We start from the raw sequence: 19,236 nt of genomic DNA on the forward strand, positions 1-19,236 counted from the left end.
AACTTACTCACTATATATTTCTGTATTTCATAAGATATCGAAAAATAAAAAACTATAATGAAGATTTTAGCGTAGTAAAAAAGTGATATACTCTATCACTCGCTGATACATCTACCGCATACCCAATTTTATCAGACAAAAACAGCATTTAAAATGCCAATGTCTCCGCCATTTTTCACATACAATGATTAAAACCCTTATCCAGGGCAATTCCAAAAGCGCAAAAAGCGACATTAACTGGAATAACTTCACACAACGCCCTCAATACCGCAAAATAACTACTAGGAATAGAAACCGTCGCAACTCTCTCCAATGGCTGATAAAATAGTGACTGCAAAAACCTTGAAGCAGACAAGCTATTTCCTAAAACAACCATAAGAAGCTCACGAATGTGCGCAAAACACATTAATTTTGGCGAGCTTATAGCACACTTTAATAATTACTTCTACTTGTTTTTGGAATTAGTACAAACAATCTCAAAACCATCAGAATAAAAATTTATACTGTTCATACCCATTCAAATATTCTTTCTGCATGCTATGGTTTAATCTCCCCTATAGCACACAACTTTCCCATCTTCAGAAATCATACAATGAGTAAACACCCTGAAATCTACAAAAAAGCAGAATTTAAGTGCTTTCCTCTCTTCCATCCTCGCGAAAAACATAAAAATGCGCGCAAAAACTCTCTATAGTTTCCAAAATTCCATGAGAAAAGCACAAGAAAAAACCTTAGAACAAATCGTAAATATATAATTCTTAAATAAGAAATGACTAAAAATAAGCATCACCAATAGAAGGATGAGAAATTGCTTTTAACATAGTCATAGCAACAGTGTCACCCAATTTCCGTGCATGCTCATCACTCTGACCACTAGCAGAAGCCGCAGCAATCGTATCCCGACGCACTTTCTCAATGAATTGCTTCTGTTGCTGAGAACTCAGCTTAGAAAGATTAACTATAATATCAGGAAAAGAAGATGCTAACCTTTCTAAGATCATATCCTCTGTTATATTAACCTGATGAGAAGTAAAAGAGCGGTCAGAAAAAAACCGATAAATAAAAGGATTTCGAAAAGCAAAAAGACTAGCTGCAAAAACTAAAAACACGAAAAAAATGAGAACACCACGACGCCAGCAAAACCGCATTATCTTTCCCCAAACATTATGACATAAAAATACATTTCCATACGCACACTGCTCATCGAACTTTTAATAGAAAATACCTTTTAAATTATTTAAAATTCATAACAACTTAAACATGTTCTTTAATGATAAGTTTTATAAGAACAAATGCATAATTTCCCTTCGTAATATTTCATGCTTGCAATATATAATTCCAAAAAGCCTGACTGAGAAAATCCTCAGCCAGGCCAGACAATCTAAGGGATCCACGCGGGGGGGGGGGAGGAGGTTCCCTGATCGTCCTCTCGCACCAACCATTATGTCGATGCAATATTCTTGCTATGGAATAAAATGTTCTAAACAACAAGAAATTCTTACCACATTTTATATAAAAAAATACAAAAAAATTACGAATTATCTAAAAGTGGAAAAAATTAGGCAAAAAAACACTCATGGTGATCCAATTTGAAGCAATTTTATTTCAAGAAGCATCAATCAGTAAGAATCTCTAATCATTTTTATCTTCCTAACAAACTTTCCCCCAAAAACAATGTCCGAAAAAGTTTTAAAACATAAGTGGCATTTATGAACTTCTCCTATGAAGGGAAAGCACATAAAAGCAGTGATCACTTAATTAAACGCCACCACCACAAAATCAAAGTATGAATCTTTTAACTTCTTAAGATTGCAACAAAAAACCTAAAATATACGCGCCAATACAGGCATAAATTGCTCTATTACAAACGATGAATGAACACGATGATACGACTAAAATAAAAATACCAAAACTTACCTATCTTCATGAAAATTTCTGAAAATCACCATAAAAGATATTGCAAAATTAATTCTGGAGTAAGAACATCAATTTTGAACTTTTGAATAAATGAATTTTCATAAAAAAGTCAGAGCTCTGAACGTATTTATTCCGAATTACTCACTAGCACCGCTCAAAATGAGGATAAACTATTTTATAATCAGCAACAAATTCCAACGCGTTATGATAACAAACAACGATCATTGTAGACATTCCATCCCCATCTCTATTGTCTAGACCTCCCCTTAGAATAATAAAATGGCAAATTCCTCTTGTATCCTAAAATTACTGTAATGAACTATTTTTAGTCAAAATTATACAGAACTTCCTTTTCGCTTCCCATGTTTTTCAAGGAATTACTCCCCTCATTTAAAACAATACGCCATTGTTCGACTCAATTCATATACTTGCTTAAAAAAAACTCTCTTGTTCACAATCTCATCTCCCAATACCATCCACACCATGAAGAGTATAATGAAAAATCTCTTGAGCATCATTATATTTTGAAAGTACAAACCGGCACCATCATTATATTTTCCAACTTCCAATATTGCGACTACTTTTGCATTGAAACAGTTCATAAGAAGCATTTTTACTCCTTTCTTACATGATCTTTATCTGCACGCTGATTACGTGCATAAAAACGATTTTTTTCTAAATAGAAGGCTTAAAATAAGAAAAACTTCTTATGTTGGGTGTTTTCATTCAAGTTGAAAAAAATTAATTATCATTAAAATCAATATCCTATATAATTCACATATGCTGTATAACATACATTAATAGCAGCGCTGCCTGTACCAGCTTCTCTTTTATAAGAAGTCTTTTAGTTGTAAATCTTCCACACCTAAAAGTTGAAGCACTAAATAGTCTAAAGCAGAAAAACACAAAGCGCGTGCAAAAAAATAACACCTATCTAATGCGTTACGAAAACTCTTTCTTTACATTTTTAAAAATCAAAAAATAAAGCATATTAGCAAGCGTAATTATGCAAACTCTATTTTTTTATCTTTTATATCATCTACCAGTAAACGCGGATCACGAGCAAGCCAGAGCTTAACGATAATCTCCTCATTGTTTTCATTTTGCAGAGGAGGAAGACACATCATTTGTTCTAGAACAAGTCCCGCATTTTTAAGCCATTTTTCTATTTGTGAATCTAAAAACCCAAGAGGCATATGTGCATGGTAGGAATGTGAAGACACAACTTTATGGTGAACCAAATCCACAATCAGCAAACGCCCATTGGGACGTAAAACACGTGCAACCTCATTAAAAGCTCTTTGGGGATTATCAAGAAAACGTAAAACCCAATGCAGAACCACAAAATCAAAAGTTATATTTCCGACAGACAAATGCAAAATATCGCTATCAAGTGTAACTTCAACGGCATGCGTATAAAGACCTGCAAACAATTTTAAGACAAAGCCTTTACCCGTACTAATATCGAGCATTGTTTCAAAGGGTTTATCACCAACAATTTTACGTAAAGCGCTTTCCACAACGTGATTTGCAATATATGATAACCGCAATGCATCCCACTGCACCACATTTCGTAAGAAATACTTCTTTCCTTCTTTTCGACGTTGTTTTTGAACATCCACCAAACGTGCCAAATCGTGCACGAGAATCAAATCATGCTCTGGTAAAGCTGAAAGAGCAGCCATTACAATATTTTTTTGAACCAAACAACCATGACAAAGCTTAAAATAATCCCTTTCACCCTTCTGATAACACTCAATCAGCTGTGCTTTGTCCAATAAACGTAAATTTCGTGATACACGTGGTTGCGACTGGACAAGGATAAATGTAAAATCCGATACTGTTAAATCTTCGTGACATAAAAGCGCAAGCATACGCAAACGACTTGTCTCTGCCATCGCCTTTAGCAACACAGTCATCGCATCTAAACTTTGCATTTTTTCCATAAATATTCCTTACTGCTCCTATAAACATTTGTTTATAGGAATAGAAAGTCAAGCAGAAGGCGCATATTTGCATCTATTTGATGATATTATTTTATGATAATATAAAAAACTAAGCGATAAAGAACGAGCAATACACACCCCGCTATAATAATAAAATATAGTTTTTTGCAGCATAACTTCATATAAAAATTTATTGTGCCTTTGTATTTTAACGAGTAACAATTGCTCACATATGTTACCAGCACATTAGAATATAATGACTTCTCCTGCGAAAGATATACAATCAAAGGTCTGGACTCTTTTTTGTCTCAGATGTGATTAACGAAGTCCTTGTAATGGGCATGTAATTCCCTTTTTTGAAAAACAAACAACATAACATCCCCAATATTTTCTAAGATTCAAGGCAAGGTAAACAAACAAGCAATGCTAGCGTGTAAGCGGCTTATAACTCCCACGCTTTGGATTAAGAGCGTCTGCACCAAAACGGCGGATCTTATCAGCCTCATATTCTGCAAAATTACCTTCAAACCACTCTACATGCCCATCTCCTTCAAAGGCCAAAATATGCGTTGCCAATCGATCAAGAAACATACGATCGTGTGATATGATAACCGCGCAACCAGCAAAGCTTTCCAATGCATCTTCCAATGCACCTAATGTTTCAGTATCAAGGTCATTGGTCGGTTCATCAAGGAGAAGAACATTGCCTCCCTCCTTTAAAAGCTTAGCCAAATGCACGCGATTGCGCTGCCCTCCTGATAAATTCGCTACCTTTTGTTGTTGATCTGCACCCTTGAAATTAAAAGCACCGCAATAAGCGCGGCTATTCATCTCATATTTTCCTAACTTAATAATGCCATTCCCACCAGAAATTTCCTCCCAGACGGTTTTATCACCTGCCAATGAATCGCGACTCTGATCAACGTAACTCATATGGGCAGTTTCGCCGATGCGTATTTGCCCTGAATCTGGTTGTTCCTGCCCCGTCAACATTTTAAACAAAGTAGATTTTCCCATACCATTAGCACCAATGACTCCAACAATTCCACCGGCAGGAAGCTTGAAAGAAAGACTATCAATTAACACACGCTCTCCATATGCCTTAGAAAGATTATCAACTTCAATGACAACCTGTCCCAATCTTTCTCCAATAGGAATAATAATTTGTGCATCTCCAGGACGACGCTCATGTGCAGCCCGAACCAACTCATCATACGCCTTAACCCGCGCTTTTGACTTTGCTTGTCGCCCTTTTGGACTAGAAGCTATCCATTCTTTTTCGCGTGACAACGCACGCTGACGAGCAGCCTCTTCACGCCCTTCCTGAGCCAAACGTTTGGCTTTAGCCCCCAAATAGGCAGAATAATTCCCCTCATAAGGAATGCCTTTACCGCGGTCTAATTCTAAAATCCATCCTGTTACATTGTCGAGAAAATAACGGTCATGCGTCACCAAAAGCACCGCACCAGGATATTCACGCAGATGCCTTTCAAGCCAAGCTGTAGTTTCAGCATCCAAATGGTTTGTAGGTTCATCCAAAAGTAATAGATCAGGTTTCGACAAAAGCAATTTACAAAGTGCAACACGCCGCTTTTCGCCTCCTGAAAGTTTTGTCACATCCTCATTCGCTGGTGGACAACCAAGAGCAGTCATAGCCATTTCTACTTGACTCTCTAAATCCCAAAGATTTTGACTGTCGATGATATCCTGAAGGCGCGCACTTTCATCAGCCGTTTCTTCACTATAATTCATCATCAATTCATTATAGCGCTCCAGAATTGCCTGCTTATCGGCAACACCTTCCATCACATTGCCACGCACATCTTGACTTGTATTCAGAATAGGCTCTTGCGGAAGGTAGCCACAACGTGCCCCCTCAGAAAGCCACGCTTCTCCGGTATATTCCTTATCTAGCCCAGCCATAATACGTAAAATGGTTGATTTACCTGCACCATTCGGTCCTAAAATACCGATTTTTGCATCTGGATAAAAAGACAGATGAATATTTTCCAAAATTCTTTTATTCCCGTAAGCCTTGGTGAGCCCAGCCATGTGATAGATAAATTGACGTGCCATAAATTTCTCTTTTATTGTGCAGTATTAGTTTATTGTGCAGTATTAGGGGTTAAGACTTTGAAAAAGACCGCTTTCGCTTTTCCTAAATTTTGGATAAGCAACACTTATGTTGAATGCAAGAGCTTTTCATTCTAATATTGATATATTTTTTCTAATCTCACAAGCCCCACTATGGTTCTGAATGCAAAAAAACGCACCTTCGAAAAATAAAAAACAAACCTTTTTAGCTGTACCCGAAACATGTTATCAAACGTCGTTTCTTTTTTCCACACCAGATATAAAGCTATGTTTTTATCGCATCAAACCGACTTATCAATGCAAGAGTGCACCCCCAGGAAAATCTATTCTCTATGCCCCCTCTTTTCTTGCTTTTTGGGCGCTACATTATGCTGTAGAAAACCCCCATCTCTTTTCATCGCTTTTGTGTCACGGAAGACAATGGACTTCACCTCTTGCCTTGATGTGGCTTAAATTGCATTTACACAATAACCGCCGCCTTATGGGATCTGACGTCCCAAGTCCTATGATTACTAAAGCGTTGCACCACCATGTAGCTATTAGTGATTACAGTGCACTCCCCATAGGCATGTGGTTACAATTTGTAAAAAACTATAAAACCAATTGTAAAAACTTATCTATTCCTCTCTTTTGGCTTGATAATTATACAAATAATAACGATATCTACCGAATTATCTCAAAATTTCAAGACGAAACATAGTCTTTAAAAGCTACCACAAAACATAAATCTCCTACAGGAATATATTAATGGAAAAAAAAGCCTTGATTGTCATTGATGTCCAAAATGACTTTCTACCAGGTGGAGCACTTGCAGTACCACAAAGTGATATAATTTTACCTGCTGTCAATAATCTCATAGGTCATTTTGATCATGTCATTTTAACCCAAGACTGGCACCCCAAAAACCATTGCAGCTTCGCTTCTTCCTACCCTGGAAAAACGCCCTATGATACAGTCAACCTTGACTACGGTCCACAAATACTTTGGCCTGATCATTGCATACAAGGAACACAAGGGGCAGAGTTTCACACATCTCTCAGAGTTGAAAAAGCACAACTTATCCTTCGAAAAGGTTATAATCAAAAAATTGACAGCTATTCTGCCTTTTTTGAGAATGATCAAAAAACACCAACAGGTCTACAAGTTTATCTCAAAGAAAATGGTTTTACAAAACTAGCTATGTGCGGCTTAGCAACCGATTTTTGTGTCGGATTTTCTGCACTTCATGCCATCCAATGCGGCTTTAAAGTGAGCGTTTCATTAAATGCCTGTGCTGGTATTGATCTAAACGGATCACTTAACACTATGCTTAAAACGATGAACGAATCCGGTATAGAACTCTTAATGGCTTCTTAAAACACTCTCTTTCGCCCTGCTGTTGCAAGCTTTCAACTTACTTGGAAACAACATGTTTACTCAAGTGATGACGCTTAAAGCGAAGAGAAGAATAAAACGCCATTCCAATAATACAAACTCCCATAAGTCCTGTTAATACTTCAGGAACTGATATAATCGTTTGCAAATACATAATCACTGCGAGTACCAAAATCGCATAAAAAGCGCCATGCTCTAAATAACGATAATGCAACAACGTCCCTGCTTCAACCAACATAATCGTCATAGAACGAACGTAAAATGCACCTATACCAAGACCAATCGCGATAATAAAAAGGTTGTGTGAAAAGGCAAAAGCACCAACAACACCATCGAAAGAAAAACTAGCATCTAAAACTTCTAGATAAAGAAATGCACCTGCCCCCCCCTTAGCGACAGGAGTTAAAGTTGTTTTTGGAGCATCCAAAAGCGAACCGACGGCTTCAACACTTATAAACGTCAAAAGTCCATAAAGGGCAGCAAGTAAAAAAGTCATTTTATCTTCTGTTACAATCTGCCCTGAAAAAAATAATATCACAATCAAAACAATTGCAATATCAATCCCAACAAGTGCCCCAAGCTTTTGAGCTGATTTCTCTATAAAAGCGAGCCAATGCACCTCTTTTTCAGGGTCCAAAAAATATTTCAACCCAACCATCATGAGAAAAGTTCCCCCAAAAGCAGCAATACCTACATGAGCATCCGTTAAAATTGCAGCATACTGATGTGGCTCCCATATTGCTAATTTTACTGCTGCAATTGGATTAATCCAAACAGCAACAGCAACTATCAACAACGGAAAAATAATCCGCATCCCAAATACTGCTATTAAAATACCCCATACCAGAAAACGACGGCGCCATAACGGATCCATCCTTCCAAGAACACGCGCATTGATAATAGAATTATCAAAAGATAAAGAAATTTCCAAAATTCCTAAAACACAGCAAATGAAAAAATATTTAAGAAAACCGGCAGCACTTTCTGTTTCAAACCAACCAATAGCTCCTCCTAGAAAGACGCCAACAATTGTGTAAAAAAAAGCCCATCTAAAATAGCCTAATAAGGCCATGATCATTCCTCGAAATTTATTTCTTCAAATTCATACGCTGCGCAAATCGAAAGATTGTATCTATTAATGCAAAAAGAAACAGAATATACATGGCGAACTCATATGCAATCTTCTTCAAAAAAAACAAGAGAAGAATCGGTAAGCTCATCTTTCATCTAAAATGAATACCAGTCTTAAATAATATACAACAGAACAAGTCAAAAATCACTTTTTATCCACTAAAATTAAAAAAATAAAGAAAAATAAAAGCTATAAATATTGACATTACATCATGAGTTATTAATACATAGTGTGCCTTTATAGGTTAAAGCTTATACCATGATGATTTACTGAGGGAGATAATTCATGGCACGTCCTGAAACTGAATCGAAAACTATATTTGGAAAACGTTTACGTTATGTACGCCTTGCGTTAGGGGATCCATCACGTGAAACATTAGCCAAAAATTTTAGCATGACAAAAAACTCCATCGCTTTTTATGAGCGTGGGGAAAGAGAACCTAATCTTAGTGTCTTACAAACATATCGCACGTTGTACGGTGTCAATATTAATTGGCTTTTAACTGGACAAGGAAAAATGTTTGATACTGAATATAATAAAGGTGACTTTGACTGGAACTATTTTATAAAAAAAATTGAAGGGCTTGAAGAAATCCTTGCCAACAATAGTGATCGTAGCGAAAAACTAAATCAAGAAAAAATCGACAGCTCTTATGAAAAGTTGCAGCAATATTTATCAAAACAGGGCTCATCTAATGGGCCCACCCCAAAAGCCGCAACCTCTCTGATTGATATGAAGGCAAAAATGGCCAACTCCTATGCCCTTAGCTTGTTCATCGATTTACTCATTCGAAGTATATCACAAAAAGAGGTTATCGCTAATCAATAACGTCCATATTAAAAGGAACGACAGAACAGGCACAAACTTTATCAGTAGGAAAAAAGTAGGAGCAATTCTTTCATTACTGATAAAGTTTTGTATGCCGTATAAATTTATATTTATAGTAAAAATTTAATACATACGCCTTTTACAAAGAAAATTTTCCTACTATAAATATAAATACTAGGATATAAAAATTAAAAAAATATCATTTAAAGTATAAAATACCTATTTATACCTTATTGACAATAAATATTTTCTTGTTACAAAATATAAATCTCATAGAAATTATTTTTTGAGATTAAAAAAATAAAGGACATATATTGACTACTTACTGTGGAGACATACTTTAAATACTCATAGTCAGAGGGGTTGAATATTTATCCTGCAAATTATCGGCTATTTTATGAGGTAGGAAGCATGTATTTTGAGGTGTTTCAAGGGGTTCACAATCAATGGTACTGGCGTCTAATCTCTGGAGATGAACAAAAAATTGCTTTTTCCAGTAAAGGTTATCCAACAAAGCAAGATATTCTAACAAATATTGAGCAGATAAAAGAAATTACGCATAAAGCCCTTATTAGAGAGCTAAAACCTTAACGTTCTTCACCATTAAGTTAGAAAAATCTACTTTTATATTTTGAACTTAACATCACACTTTGATGTTGGATAAAGGGGAAAGAATTTTGTTTTCTGACAGTAGAAAACAGGAAAAAGTTTTTGTATAGTTTCTCGTATACCTCAAAAAACTACAAGGTAGAACTTCTCATGCATGCTATCCTATCTCCAAACCGGCAATCAAACTGCTATTAAATTTATCAACCAGCAGCACACAATATTTTTGCTATACTTTCAGTTTATCAACCTTTTTGAATGTTATTCTCTACTGTTCTAAAGCAACCAGCATAGCCAAAAGTTATCATCAAATATTACACCCCGAGAATTATATAAGGCTCTCATAAAATATTTACAGCGTGTATTGTAACATTGCAGTCGCAAAAAAAGATTCCAATACTCCTCTAATCCGGCAAAATCAAACGTGTAAAGCTGCCTGTGTGAATAAAAAATATCAGAGAAGATTTCTTACACAAACTTACAACACAGTTCATCTAATGTTCTAAGAGAAATTATCTCGAAAACCTTTATGGAAAAAAGATATTAAAAAAAATCGGCATTTATCGCGTGCTCTTGCGCATCGAAGTTTTTAAAACTTCGAGGATAAGAAGAATATGAAAATAATAGAAGTATCATAAAAAATTCTATGGCTAACAATTTATGATTACCAATCACTGCTATGCCAACAGTAAAATCTCTCAGCACTTTCTTATAGCGGCACGCATTATAATTGCATCAGAAATGCTGCACTGACTTTAAAATAACCAGCATAGAAACCAAACATCGCAACTTGAAGAAAATAAGACTTTGGCTAAATTCTTAGCAAGTTTATTAAAACAGCTCTTAAAGAAAAAATAAACGGATAGACTTCATGAAAAATGATAAAATTTTGAGTAAACGATAAACAAGCAAAATCAAAAGCCACATTTCTGCAAAAAGCCTACAAACCAAATAAGTTGACATGTCTGGTCTCCTTCTTTTTAATTCAATGTAAAATTGCCAAAGCAGCTTTTTGATTGTTATCTCGAAGTGTGGGTTCTTTAAAATATATTGCCTTATTATCTCTATCTTTTGATGCCTTCCCTTTCATAATTTCTTAGTCATCCTAACAAGGACTTTATAAAATATCTGATAATATGGGCACAAAGCCGTTAAGAATCAGCTATAAGCTGCTACATGAATAGCAACCAAGGTAATGGCACCTCGCTTCAAAATAGACTGCATCAATTCAATCTAATGTCATCATGATTTCTATAAACTATTATTTACAAATCATATAACGCATCACACCACCTTCAAAGCAGCGTGTTTGAACATTAACCACTCTCTTTATGATGAAATACCCGCATCACAAATCATCCATCCTATTTTCATAGCTAGATCAAATAGGCAATTATATGCTCCCCTCCGTCCACTTTTTCTCCATTAGTAAAAGAGAAAGATATGTGAAATTACCCCGATATATACTTGGCATCATCAAAAAGCTTAAACTTTAATGATCATAAAGCAGTTTCATTGATAGTAAATTTTTTGAGGAAAAAAGAGCAGAATTTAGAGCAAAAGCTGAAAGTCATTATTTTAAACATGCAGCCATATTCATTGATCAACCGAATCTTCCAACAAATGAAGTATTCTTCTTATTACACCAGAAATCCTCCCGCAAAAGCAATTCAAATACACAAACATCAATATACTTTAAGAAAACCAATTTGACATTTTACCAAGTAAAAGTAGCCTAAAAAAATAAAGAAAAAATCAATAATCACCATCAAAAGGACGACAGAACAACACATTGGCGTCACTCTCTGTGCTCGTGTACCCTAAAAGATCATTCATTTGATTTTTATAAAGTTTTAGAGTTGTATTTTTACATACGAACCTTAAAAAGCCACAAAGCACGCAACTCCTTACCATACAACACAACTCACTAAATCTTCCAATAATTACAGTGTAGTTTCCTGTCTTTTTTCTTACCCCTACTGAACTTATATTCGTGAAAAGCTTATAACTCTCATTCTCTCATACCTCTTTGACTTATCACGTTCTTTAACAGGCGTGTCATTGAGTTTTTTTCATCTAATATATTTCTTTCATCTCTCAAATCTTGTATCTTTTCGTAACAATAATAAACGTAATAGAATGGACACAACCTAAAAATTACGAATATGATTGTTTTGGCAAATCCCCTGTGTCTTCTGCTTTCGCCTTTCGCTCCCTCTTTCTTTTGTCCAATCATCATGATCGTTTTTGTTCCTTCACCTCATAAAAAACAGACGTCATTCTTTATTATTACTGCCATGGCTATTTATATGCATATTCGTTACAGCTATTTTATCAGCAGATACCTCGTTCTTCCAAAACGTATCACCACTCAATATTGTTTTTAATAACACATACCACCCCAAACAATTGTATTGTTATAAACTGTAGCTGTATCGTATACACATGCACTATAATGAACTTTGAAATTGCTACCAACGACTACCTTCCCATAAACCTGAACATTACCAAAAACCATAATTTCACCACAAACCCAACAATCGCCTTTATGATTAAAGTTTACCTCTCTCGCTCTCCAGCCTCCTAAATTACCTTATATTAACATTTCCAAAGTCTTTTAATGCACAAATCCGATGCAAAATATGGATAAAATTACTTTTCCGCATCATCTTCCGATTTAATCACTTCCTGATGTTGCTTTATAGTTTCCTCATACTGCTTAATTTGTTGTTTCAGCTTTTCAATCATTTGATCACGTCTTTTAATCACCATACTTTGTTCTCTAAGTGCCCTATCCCGTTCTTCAGTCATCTTCATAGAATCCTTTAAGAACTCATGCTTTATTTTTCTTGATTCTTCTTGAAAAGCTTTAGCTTGATCGTGGTAATATAAAGCAAACCGAAACATAACCCCGCTGAAAAGTAAAACAATAATCACCGCTCCCAATAAAATTTCGTTTAGACTCATTTTGATCTCCTTTAATTACAATTAAATCAGTCATTTCGACCAATTTGTTTTGTTTCGCCTTCCAGCAAAAAAAGAATGCAATAAGCCACATGTGCCAAGTGTGATAAATGACTCTCGGCATCCTTATTCTCTCAACAAAAATCCGCTAATAAAGACGCAAAGCAGCTCAAATCGATACCTTCACGTCAATTGTTTTACTGTATTTATTTACCCAAATGCAAAAACACAACTGATTTCAAAAAAAAACGCCCGATGGAATGATCTCCATCCCCCTTACCTGCATCATTCTTGTTTACCTCTTTTGCATCATGTAGAATGAAACGACATATATGAATCTCTTCGTCATTGCGAAAATCTTCACAGTCACAAAGCTCAGAATTACAGTAAATTTTACGAATCTTTGTATAACCGTAAACTAAAGTATTGTCATAAATCTTAGAGTTTTCGAAAATCTCAGCATAATTATAAACTTCCGCATTGCAAAAACACATCCATCCTCGATAAAGCATTTGCCGCTTGTATCACATTCTACCCAACACTCACTTTTGTGATTAAGAATTTTATGCTCTCTAAAATCATCAAAATCACTTTATTTGAAGTTTCTAAAGTCTCTTAACGTACGAATATGATACACCATCTGACGATGACCCAATTTATTAAAGCAAAAAGAAAGCCAGCACTTTTAGCCTGTGAATTTGTATTTTTCTACAGCCACGAACCTTTTCCTTAAGGCTGTAAAGCTTTGTTTTGCCCACACAGCACCTTAATGCAAAAACTTTTTACAAATATCGATGCTAGGGTATATCTTGATTTATAATTTCGCTACATATACTATTAAAGTAACATCTTATGAACATACGAATGTGTATTTCCATTTCTGGTCATATGATCCACCCTGTCACAATCGTGGAACCAAGCAACAGTTTTTATTGATTCTAATCTGAAAGTGTATGGGGAAATTCCGTTATTAATTAAAAACAACTCTATATCCTTCATAAGCGAAGAGCTACGCATGGATATTTTCACGCTCCTTTATCATGTATTCTGAGTTCGCGACGCAATATTAACGCTATAGCGTCAATGTGTAAAGGTCTAAAAATGACAAAGACTGAAAAAGATTGGTTCCAACGCTTAATTGAATTAATAAAAAGTGATGGACGAACGATGATTGAAATAAGCAGAGCAGCAGGCTGTGGACAAAACTACGTACAACAAATGGTAAACGGGGGAAAGAGACCCTCTGTGGATAAACTTATGGCTATTCTTAACACACTCGGAAATGCTAGCGCCATATATGTAATAACTGGTTTTAACATCTCCGATGAAGATTTAAAACTCATAGCTTTGATTTCGTCTGGAGATAAAAAGAAGATTGAAGCTTTAAATGTTCTTTTAACGGAGCAACATTTGTAGAGTTTTCTACCCTCTTCAAAATCTCGCGCTTTTAAGTTGTAGACAAAGCTTCCCATTTCACAATAATATCAGTTAAAACTGTATCAAAGTTTTTGTCATTCTTCATAATTATACTCTATTTAGCCACATTGCATAACGCAAAAGCGTTTGAATATACCCCGTATCTTAGAAAAAAAGTATTTGCAATAAGCAGTATGGAATCAGTTGTGTACAAATCGATTTTTATAAAATCAGATGGAATTTTACGGATTATGTCCCGTAATGAGACAAAAACTATCACACGGAACAGAGCTTTTATAAACAAATTGATATTATCATTTCTATTAACAGTGTTGTTCAGATCTTGCGAATCGAACCAATAACCAATCGATGTGAAAATATCTCTGAATTCTACGTGAGAAAATCGGAATAGATTTATTTTGAAAGAAAAATATATCACGATTTTATTATACACAACACTACCTCTGCCTTTTAAATAACATCACAAGACAAAAATATAACAATGCGATATATACGTTCTTATAAGCAGCAGCACTGCCTGCAATTCCGTGATACGCTTTCAAAAGAGCCACTCTCTCCTCTGAAAGCGCCCTTTAAGTGCTGACATAGAAATCTATCATAAACAAAAAAAACAATATTTAAAAGGAGATAACTAATCAAGTCCCAATAATGAGCGTATAAGTTACACCAACATTTATAAAAAGAAGATTTTACCTGAATCAAACGTTGTATTGAACAATATAAACTTGCAGAAGAAGTGAATTTTACTTTTGGCAAAACAAGGTAACGATCAACAGCTTTGCATGAATGAGGAAACTAATGACAAAGATAAACTCCTCTTCATAATCAACACAGAAAAGGAGTTGGGATTACCGACACACTTCAAAAAGACACTCATTGCTTTATCAAGATAGAATCAAAAAAAGATTTTATACTTTGCCTTTGCAACTCCCAATGTCGCATATACTCTTGCATTAAAACGGTCCATAAGAAATATATTTACGCCTTTCTCAATGACTTTTATCCACACGCCAATTCCGCCTGTGACATACGAATAAATAATCTTTATTGATGCAGCATAAGAGGATTTGAAAGCAGAGAATCTTATGGCATTCATGCCTCTCACTCAACATGCAAAACGATGAATTATTTTTATATGCTTTTTATGGCAATTCAAAGCGCAAATGAAACAGTAAAAGTCGTTCCTTCCAATAGAAAACACAACAAGAAACATTAACATACTTTCTCAAGAACTCTAAAAACAAAGCATACATCTAAAAACTATCATGAACAATTAAGTATTTGCGATCGTAATTTACATTGCATCCTTGCATTGAAAGACTTTGCACAAGTCAGAAAGACGATTTAGAAAACTGGATAGCAAAAAAGACAAATCTTGGTCATGAAGACTGTTGAGTTTCCAATATCGCAAAAACTTTAAATAATGTGCACATTCGTAGCGATTTCCTAAGTTTAAGCAATGCGATTGGTTATGCAAATACCAATGGTTACGACAATGCACATGTTTGACAAAGCATTAGTTCAAAACGAAATAGAATATTTTGTAAATGTAGGCTTTACAGTAATGACATCATTGTTAACTGAAAAAAGAGAGACACTCAACCAATACGCATTCACTGATAAGAATACAACTTCAAGAAATCAATTTCTAACAGCAAAACAACCATTTTAAAACAATATGCATGTTATATATCACAGATAAATTACGCGCAAAATAAAGGAAAAAAACATAGCTCATCAACCATCTATCATCACAAAAATCTATCATTGCAAGTGTTTTAAGAGAATCAAAAACAAGGTTACAAATTAATAGAAATCAAAACTACTGGTGAACCAATTCTTGTATCTTAAAATCAGAATTCTAATCGTAATTTCAGTTAGTTCACCTGAAAAATTCATAGATATATCAAAGATATTAATATTACGAAACTTTGCTTTCTAAATTGTGACGTTGCCATACTCTACCCCCATCTTCCTCATCTTGTTTTAAACATTATCCAGCATAGCTAAATGATATGATATGCACACATGGCTTATGAACGACAGCAGAGAATACACGGAACTTATGAAGCATAAGAATTTGTTTACAACTTTAAAGTGTACTTTCTGAATTATAAAGCTCATACCTTCTAAACCGAAGAACTTATTGAAGATGCATTTGCATAGCTTGTTCAAAAGATATTTTAAAAGCATCAATTAGTATAGCTAAAAAAACAAAGTAACGCATTCTGATGAAAGCCTTCCCTCTCAATAGAAAACATTCCTTACAAAACAATAAAACCCATATTACAGGAGACGTTGAAGATGCAAGGAAACACTTACAGCCGCTTAAATTTTTCTGAAAGTACTTAATGATCTTTTAGAAGATAACTTAAACCTTAGGAGAAAAAACTCCTTCAAAAACAAGGATGGCTTCCAGCCTGAACAGAAGAAGACAGAAAGAAATATTATAAAATGGCATCACTAAACGCATAAACATGTCTGGATTCACGTTCTTCTCTATACAGGTTTACGTCATAGTAATATGATTCTATTGGCGGAAAAACACAAGGATAATATCATTTATCCAAAGACAGAGAAAAATAAATTCCAAATAGATCCCTATTTCCCGATTTTGACCATATTAGCCGTAATACTTTCAAACTGGTTCCATTGGAGACAAGATGTTGATTTATAGTAAAAACGGCAAAACACTCACTAAAAAACTTAGATTTGTATTTTATTAAAGCATACAAATAAAAAGACATCAAAAATTGATAGCCGGATGAAGAAGATGAACCGTAACATGTCTGTCAATTCAAATGGGAATACAATCCAAAGTACTTTTAGCTGAATAAATGACACTATGGCACATCTTTATACAAGAGATACTGACCGCAAAAAGCTTGCTATCAGATCGATAAAAAAGCTAAAAAAGGGTTCAGAATAATAGTCCTTACAACATAACGGATATAACTTAACACTACGTTTTGCACTCAGCGGGAAAAGATGAAATGAGATAGAAATATGTTATAATGCATTATTTTTATACACCTTTTCTACCATTAAAAGGACTTTTGGTTAAATATAGTTTTGACAGAAGAAAACCGAAAAAAGAGCAAACACTATAAAAATCAAAATTCGACAGCAAAAAGGAGAAAAGAGTTTTGTTTTTAAAAAATAAATTGGTACAAAACCTAACCGCAAAGCTAGAAAAGGACGAGTAACCATAAAGCTCTTTAAATTTTAAAGTAAATTATTAGCTTTACAGCTACTAGTCATCGTGTATTGTGGTGGGCCCGGAGGGACTCGAACCCCCAACCAAGCGGTTATGAGCCGCTGGCTCTAACCAATTGAGCTACAGGCCCCACAAGCTGTTTCTCTCTAAACTAAAACTTCTGATTATACAAGAGCTTGCTTAAATTATAATTCACCTTTTTTTCTTTTCTATCGGTTTTTTTTTCTAACGCCCTAATTTCTTTACAAGAACTCCAGAAAATGAGAGAGTAGTAAATCGATAAACAAAAGGAATAGATATGACAAAAACAATTTTCAAACCGTTGAAGAATTACCCGGTTAAAATGGCTATGATAGCACTTACCCTGGTGGCCACTTCACTTACCGCACACGCTGAAAAAAGAAAAATGGAACATTCAACTATTACAGTTACTGCGACCGGCGAAAGTCAAGCAACACCGGATATGGCAATTATAAATCTAGCCGTTGTAACGCATGACAAAACTGCTCAAGAAGCATTAGCAGCCAATAATAAGTCTATGAACGATATTGTAAACGCTTTTAAGAGTAATGGCATTCAAGCAAACGACTTGCAAACCTCAAGCTTGTCCATTTATCAATCTAGCCCAGATAATCATCACGAAAAAAAGAACAAGGAAATTCTCTATCGCGTTTCAAATTCTTTAACAGTGCGCATTCGTGATCTTGCCAATGCTGGTAAAATATTTGATCAAGCAATGGCTCTCGGCGTTAATTCAGTTAATGGCATTACCTTCACCAATGCCGATATGAAGCCATTTTATCAAGAAGCGCGTAAAAAAGCCATTGCTGAAGCAATTGAAAAAGCAGAAACTATAGCACAAGCAGCTCATTTGAAATTAGGAAAAATTATTGAAATCAATGAAAACAGTGATGGCTATCATCCAAGCCCACGCCTTATGAGCAGGGCAGCAAATACAAGCTACGCAGATACAAATTTTTCAGGTGGTGAATTAAATTACAGTGTCAGTGTGACCGTAGTTTTTACTATAGACTAAATCACATAGCATTATCAATCATTGCATAAAATGCTCTTATCACCGGCCTTCACAGAGAAGTCCAGTGATATGTTCCAGATAATCTTCTGCAGACGATAATTCGTCTTCATAAATTTCTATCTGTCCACGTGCAGAAAATTCGGTTTGATGTACCGTCTGAGGATTTCCTGATACCAATGGATGCCACCATTGAAGATCTTGTCCCTCATAAATCAGTCGATACGCACAACTCTCTGGAAGCCAACGGGCCGTTTTAATCGTTGCAATATCTAACAATATACAATCTGAAACTATTGATTTACGGTGCATATAATCCCGACACCGGCAAGTTTCCGCATCTAAAAGGCGACACGCCACACTGGTTGCATAGATATCACCAGTGTCATCATCTTCCACCTTATGCAAACAACAACGCCCACAGCCATCACAAAGACTCTCCCATTCAGAAATGGAAATTTCTTCTAATTTTTTTACTTTCCAAAAGGGAATCTCTTCACTCATAAAATCGGGAATAGTCCTTTTAAAAGAAAATCTATCAAAAAGCGATATAAATAAAACTTCATCCCTATAACTTCACACATCTTTTATCTATTTAGACATCATTCCACCCAGTGCATTGTCTCAAGACAATTTTTTTAAAAATCCAGTTTTAATGAAAATAGAATACACTTTATGCAAACGTTTG

13 protein-coding genes, 1 tRNA gene and 1 pseudogene are annotated in these 19,236 nt (G+C 35.1%); 6 read left to right on the forward strand and 9 right to left on the reverse strand.

The features are described from left to right. Positions 1-773: 773 nt before the first annotated feature. From MCQ_RS05190 to ettA, 3 genes are all read right to left on the reverse strand, one after another. Entirely contained in the window at positions 774-1,148 is a 375-nt protein-coding gene (locus MCQ_RS05190; protein WP_006923975.1) for a hypothetical protein, read from the reverse strand. Between the two features lie 1,773 nt (positions 1,149-2,921). Beyond that, positions 2,922-3,863: an ArsR/SmtB family transcription factor gene (locus MCQ_RS05205; RefSeq protein ID WP_006923977.1), complete on the reverse strand. Its 942-nt coding sequence runs from the start codon at positions 3,861-3,863 to the stop codon at positions 2,922-2,924. A gap of 426 nt (positions 3,864-4,289) precedes the next feature. Continuing rightward, entirely contained in the window at positions 4,290-5,939 is a 1,650-nt protein-coding gene (gene ettA / locus MCQ_RS05210) for an energy-dependent translational throttle protein EttA (protein ID WP_006923978.1), read from the reverse strand. A 181-nt stretch (positions 5,940-6,120) separates the two neighbouring features. On the opposite strand from ettA, the gene MCQ_RS05215 reads away from it, so the two are divergent. Continuing rightward, complete coding sequence (locus MCQ_RS05215; protein WP_006923979.1) at positions 6,121-6,657, forward strand: hypothetical protein; 537 nt, start codon at positions 6,121-6,123, stop codon at positions 6,655-6,657. A gap of 47 nt (positions 6,658-6,704) precedes the next feature. Further along, positions 6,705-7,313, forward strand: a complete 609-nt coding sequence (pncA, locus tag MCQ_RS05220) for a bifunctional nicotinamidase/pyrazinamidase (protein ID WP_006923980.1) — start codon at positions 6,705-6,707, stop codon at positions 7,311-7,313. 37 nt (positions 7,314-7,350) lie between these two features. Here the strand turns inward: pncA and MCQ_RS05225 are convergent, their stop codons facing one another. After that, positions 7,351-8,403, reverse strand: coding sequence for a DUF475 domain-containing protein (locus MCQ_RS05225; protein ID WP_006923981.1), 1,053 nt, complete (start codon positions 8,401-8,403; stop codon positions 7,351-7,353). A 345-nt stretch (positions 8,404-8,748) separates the two neighbouring features. Here MCQ_RS05225 and MCQ_RS05230 point away from each other — a divergent pair, with 345 nt between their 5' ends. Continuing rightward, on the forward strand, positions 8,749-9,291 hold the full coding sequence (locus tag MCQ_RS05230) for a helix-turn-helix domain-containing protein (RefSeq protein WP_006923982.1): 543 nt from the start codon (positions 8,749-8,751) through the stop codon (positions 9,289-9,291). A gap of 411 nt (positions 9,292-9,702) precedes the next feature. Continuing rightward, a complete protein-coding gene (locus MCQ_RS05235) occupies positions 9,703-9,882 on the forward strand; it encodes a YegP family protein (RefSeq protein ID WP_006923983.1) in 180 nt (59 codons plus the stop codon). A 2,398-nt stretch (positions 9,883-12,280) separates the two neighbouring features. On the opposite strand, the gene MCQ_RS09810 is transcribed toward MCQ_RS05235, so the two are convergent. Together MCQ_RS09810 and MCQ_RS05245 are read right to left on the reverse strand one after the other, a co-directional pair. Further along, positions 12,281-12,415, reverse strand: a complete 135-nt coding sequence (locus tag MCQ_RS09810; RefSeq protein WP_280176711.1) for a hypothetical protein — start codon at positions 12,413-12,415, stop codon at positions 12,281-12,283. Positions 12,416-12,549: 134 nt separating this feature from the next. Beyond that, entirely contained in the window at positions 12,550-12,864 is a 315-nt protein-coding gene (locus MCQ_RS05245) for a hypothetical protein (RefSeq protein ID WP_006923986.1), read from the reverse strand. Between the two features lie 1,098 nt (positions 12,865-13,962). On the opposite strand from MCQ_RS05245, the gene MCQ_RS05255 reads away from it, so the two are divergent. After that, positions 13,963-14,277 (forward strand): helix-turn-helix domain-containing protein, encoded by a 315-nt coding sequence (locus MCQ_RS05255; protein WP_006923990.1) that lies wholly within the window; start codon positions 13,963-13,965, stop codon positions 14,275-14,277. Here the strand turns inward: MCQ_RS05255 and MCQ_RS09645 are convergent. Together MCQ_RS09645 and MCQ_RS05275 are read right to left on the reverse strand one after the other, a co-directional pair. Then, positions 14,201-14,383, reverse strand: a pseudogene (locus MCQ_RS09645) (hypothetical protein). The gene MCQ_RS05255 and the pseudogene MCQ_RS09645 sit on opposite strands and share 77 nt — an antisense overlap. Before the next feature lie 3,185 nt (positions 14,384-17,568). Then, positions 17,569-17,645: transfer RNA gene (locus tag MCQ_RS05275), tRNA-Ile, on the reverse strand. A 168-nt stretch (positions 17,646-17,813) separates the two neighbouring features. Here MCQ_RS05275 and MCQ_RS05280 point away from each other — a divergent pair. After that, positions 17,814-18,551 (forward strand): SIMPL domain-containing protein, encoded by a 738-nt coding sequence (locus MCQ_RS05280; protein WP_006923994.1) that lies wholly within the window; start codon positions 17,814-17,816, stop codon positions 18,549-18,551. 39 nt (positions 18,552-18,590) lie between these two features. On the opposite strand, the gene MCQ_RS05285 is transcribed toward MCQ_RS05280, so the two are convergent. Next, the gene (locus MCQ_RS05285; protein ID WP_006923996.1) at positions 18,591-19,052 is read right to left on the reverse strand and encodes a YcgN family cysteine cluster protein; all 462 of its coding nucleotides are present in this window, start codon (positions 19,050-19,052) and stop codon (positions 18,591-18,593) included. Between the last annotated feature and the right edge of the window lie 184 nt (positions 19,053-19,236).

Source organism: Candidatus Bartonella washoeensis Sb944nv (genome assembly GCF_000278135.1).
Taxonomy (GTDB): Bacteria; Pseudomonadota; Alphaproteobacteria; order Rhizobiales; family Rhizobiaceae; genus Bartonella; species Bartonella washoeensis.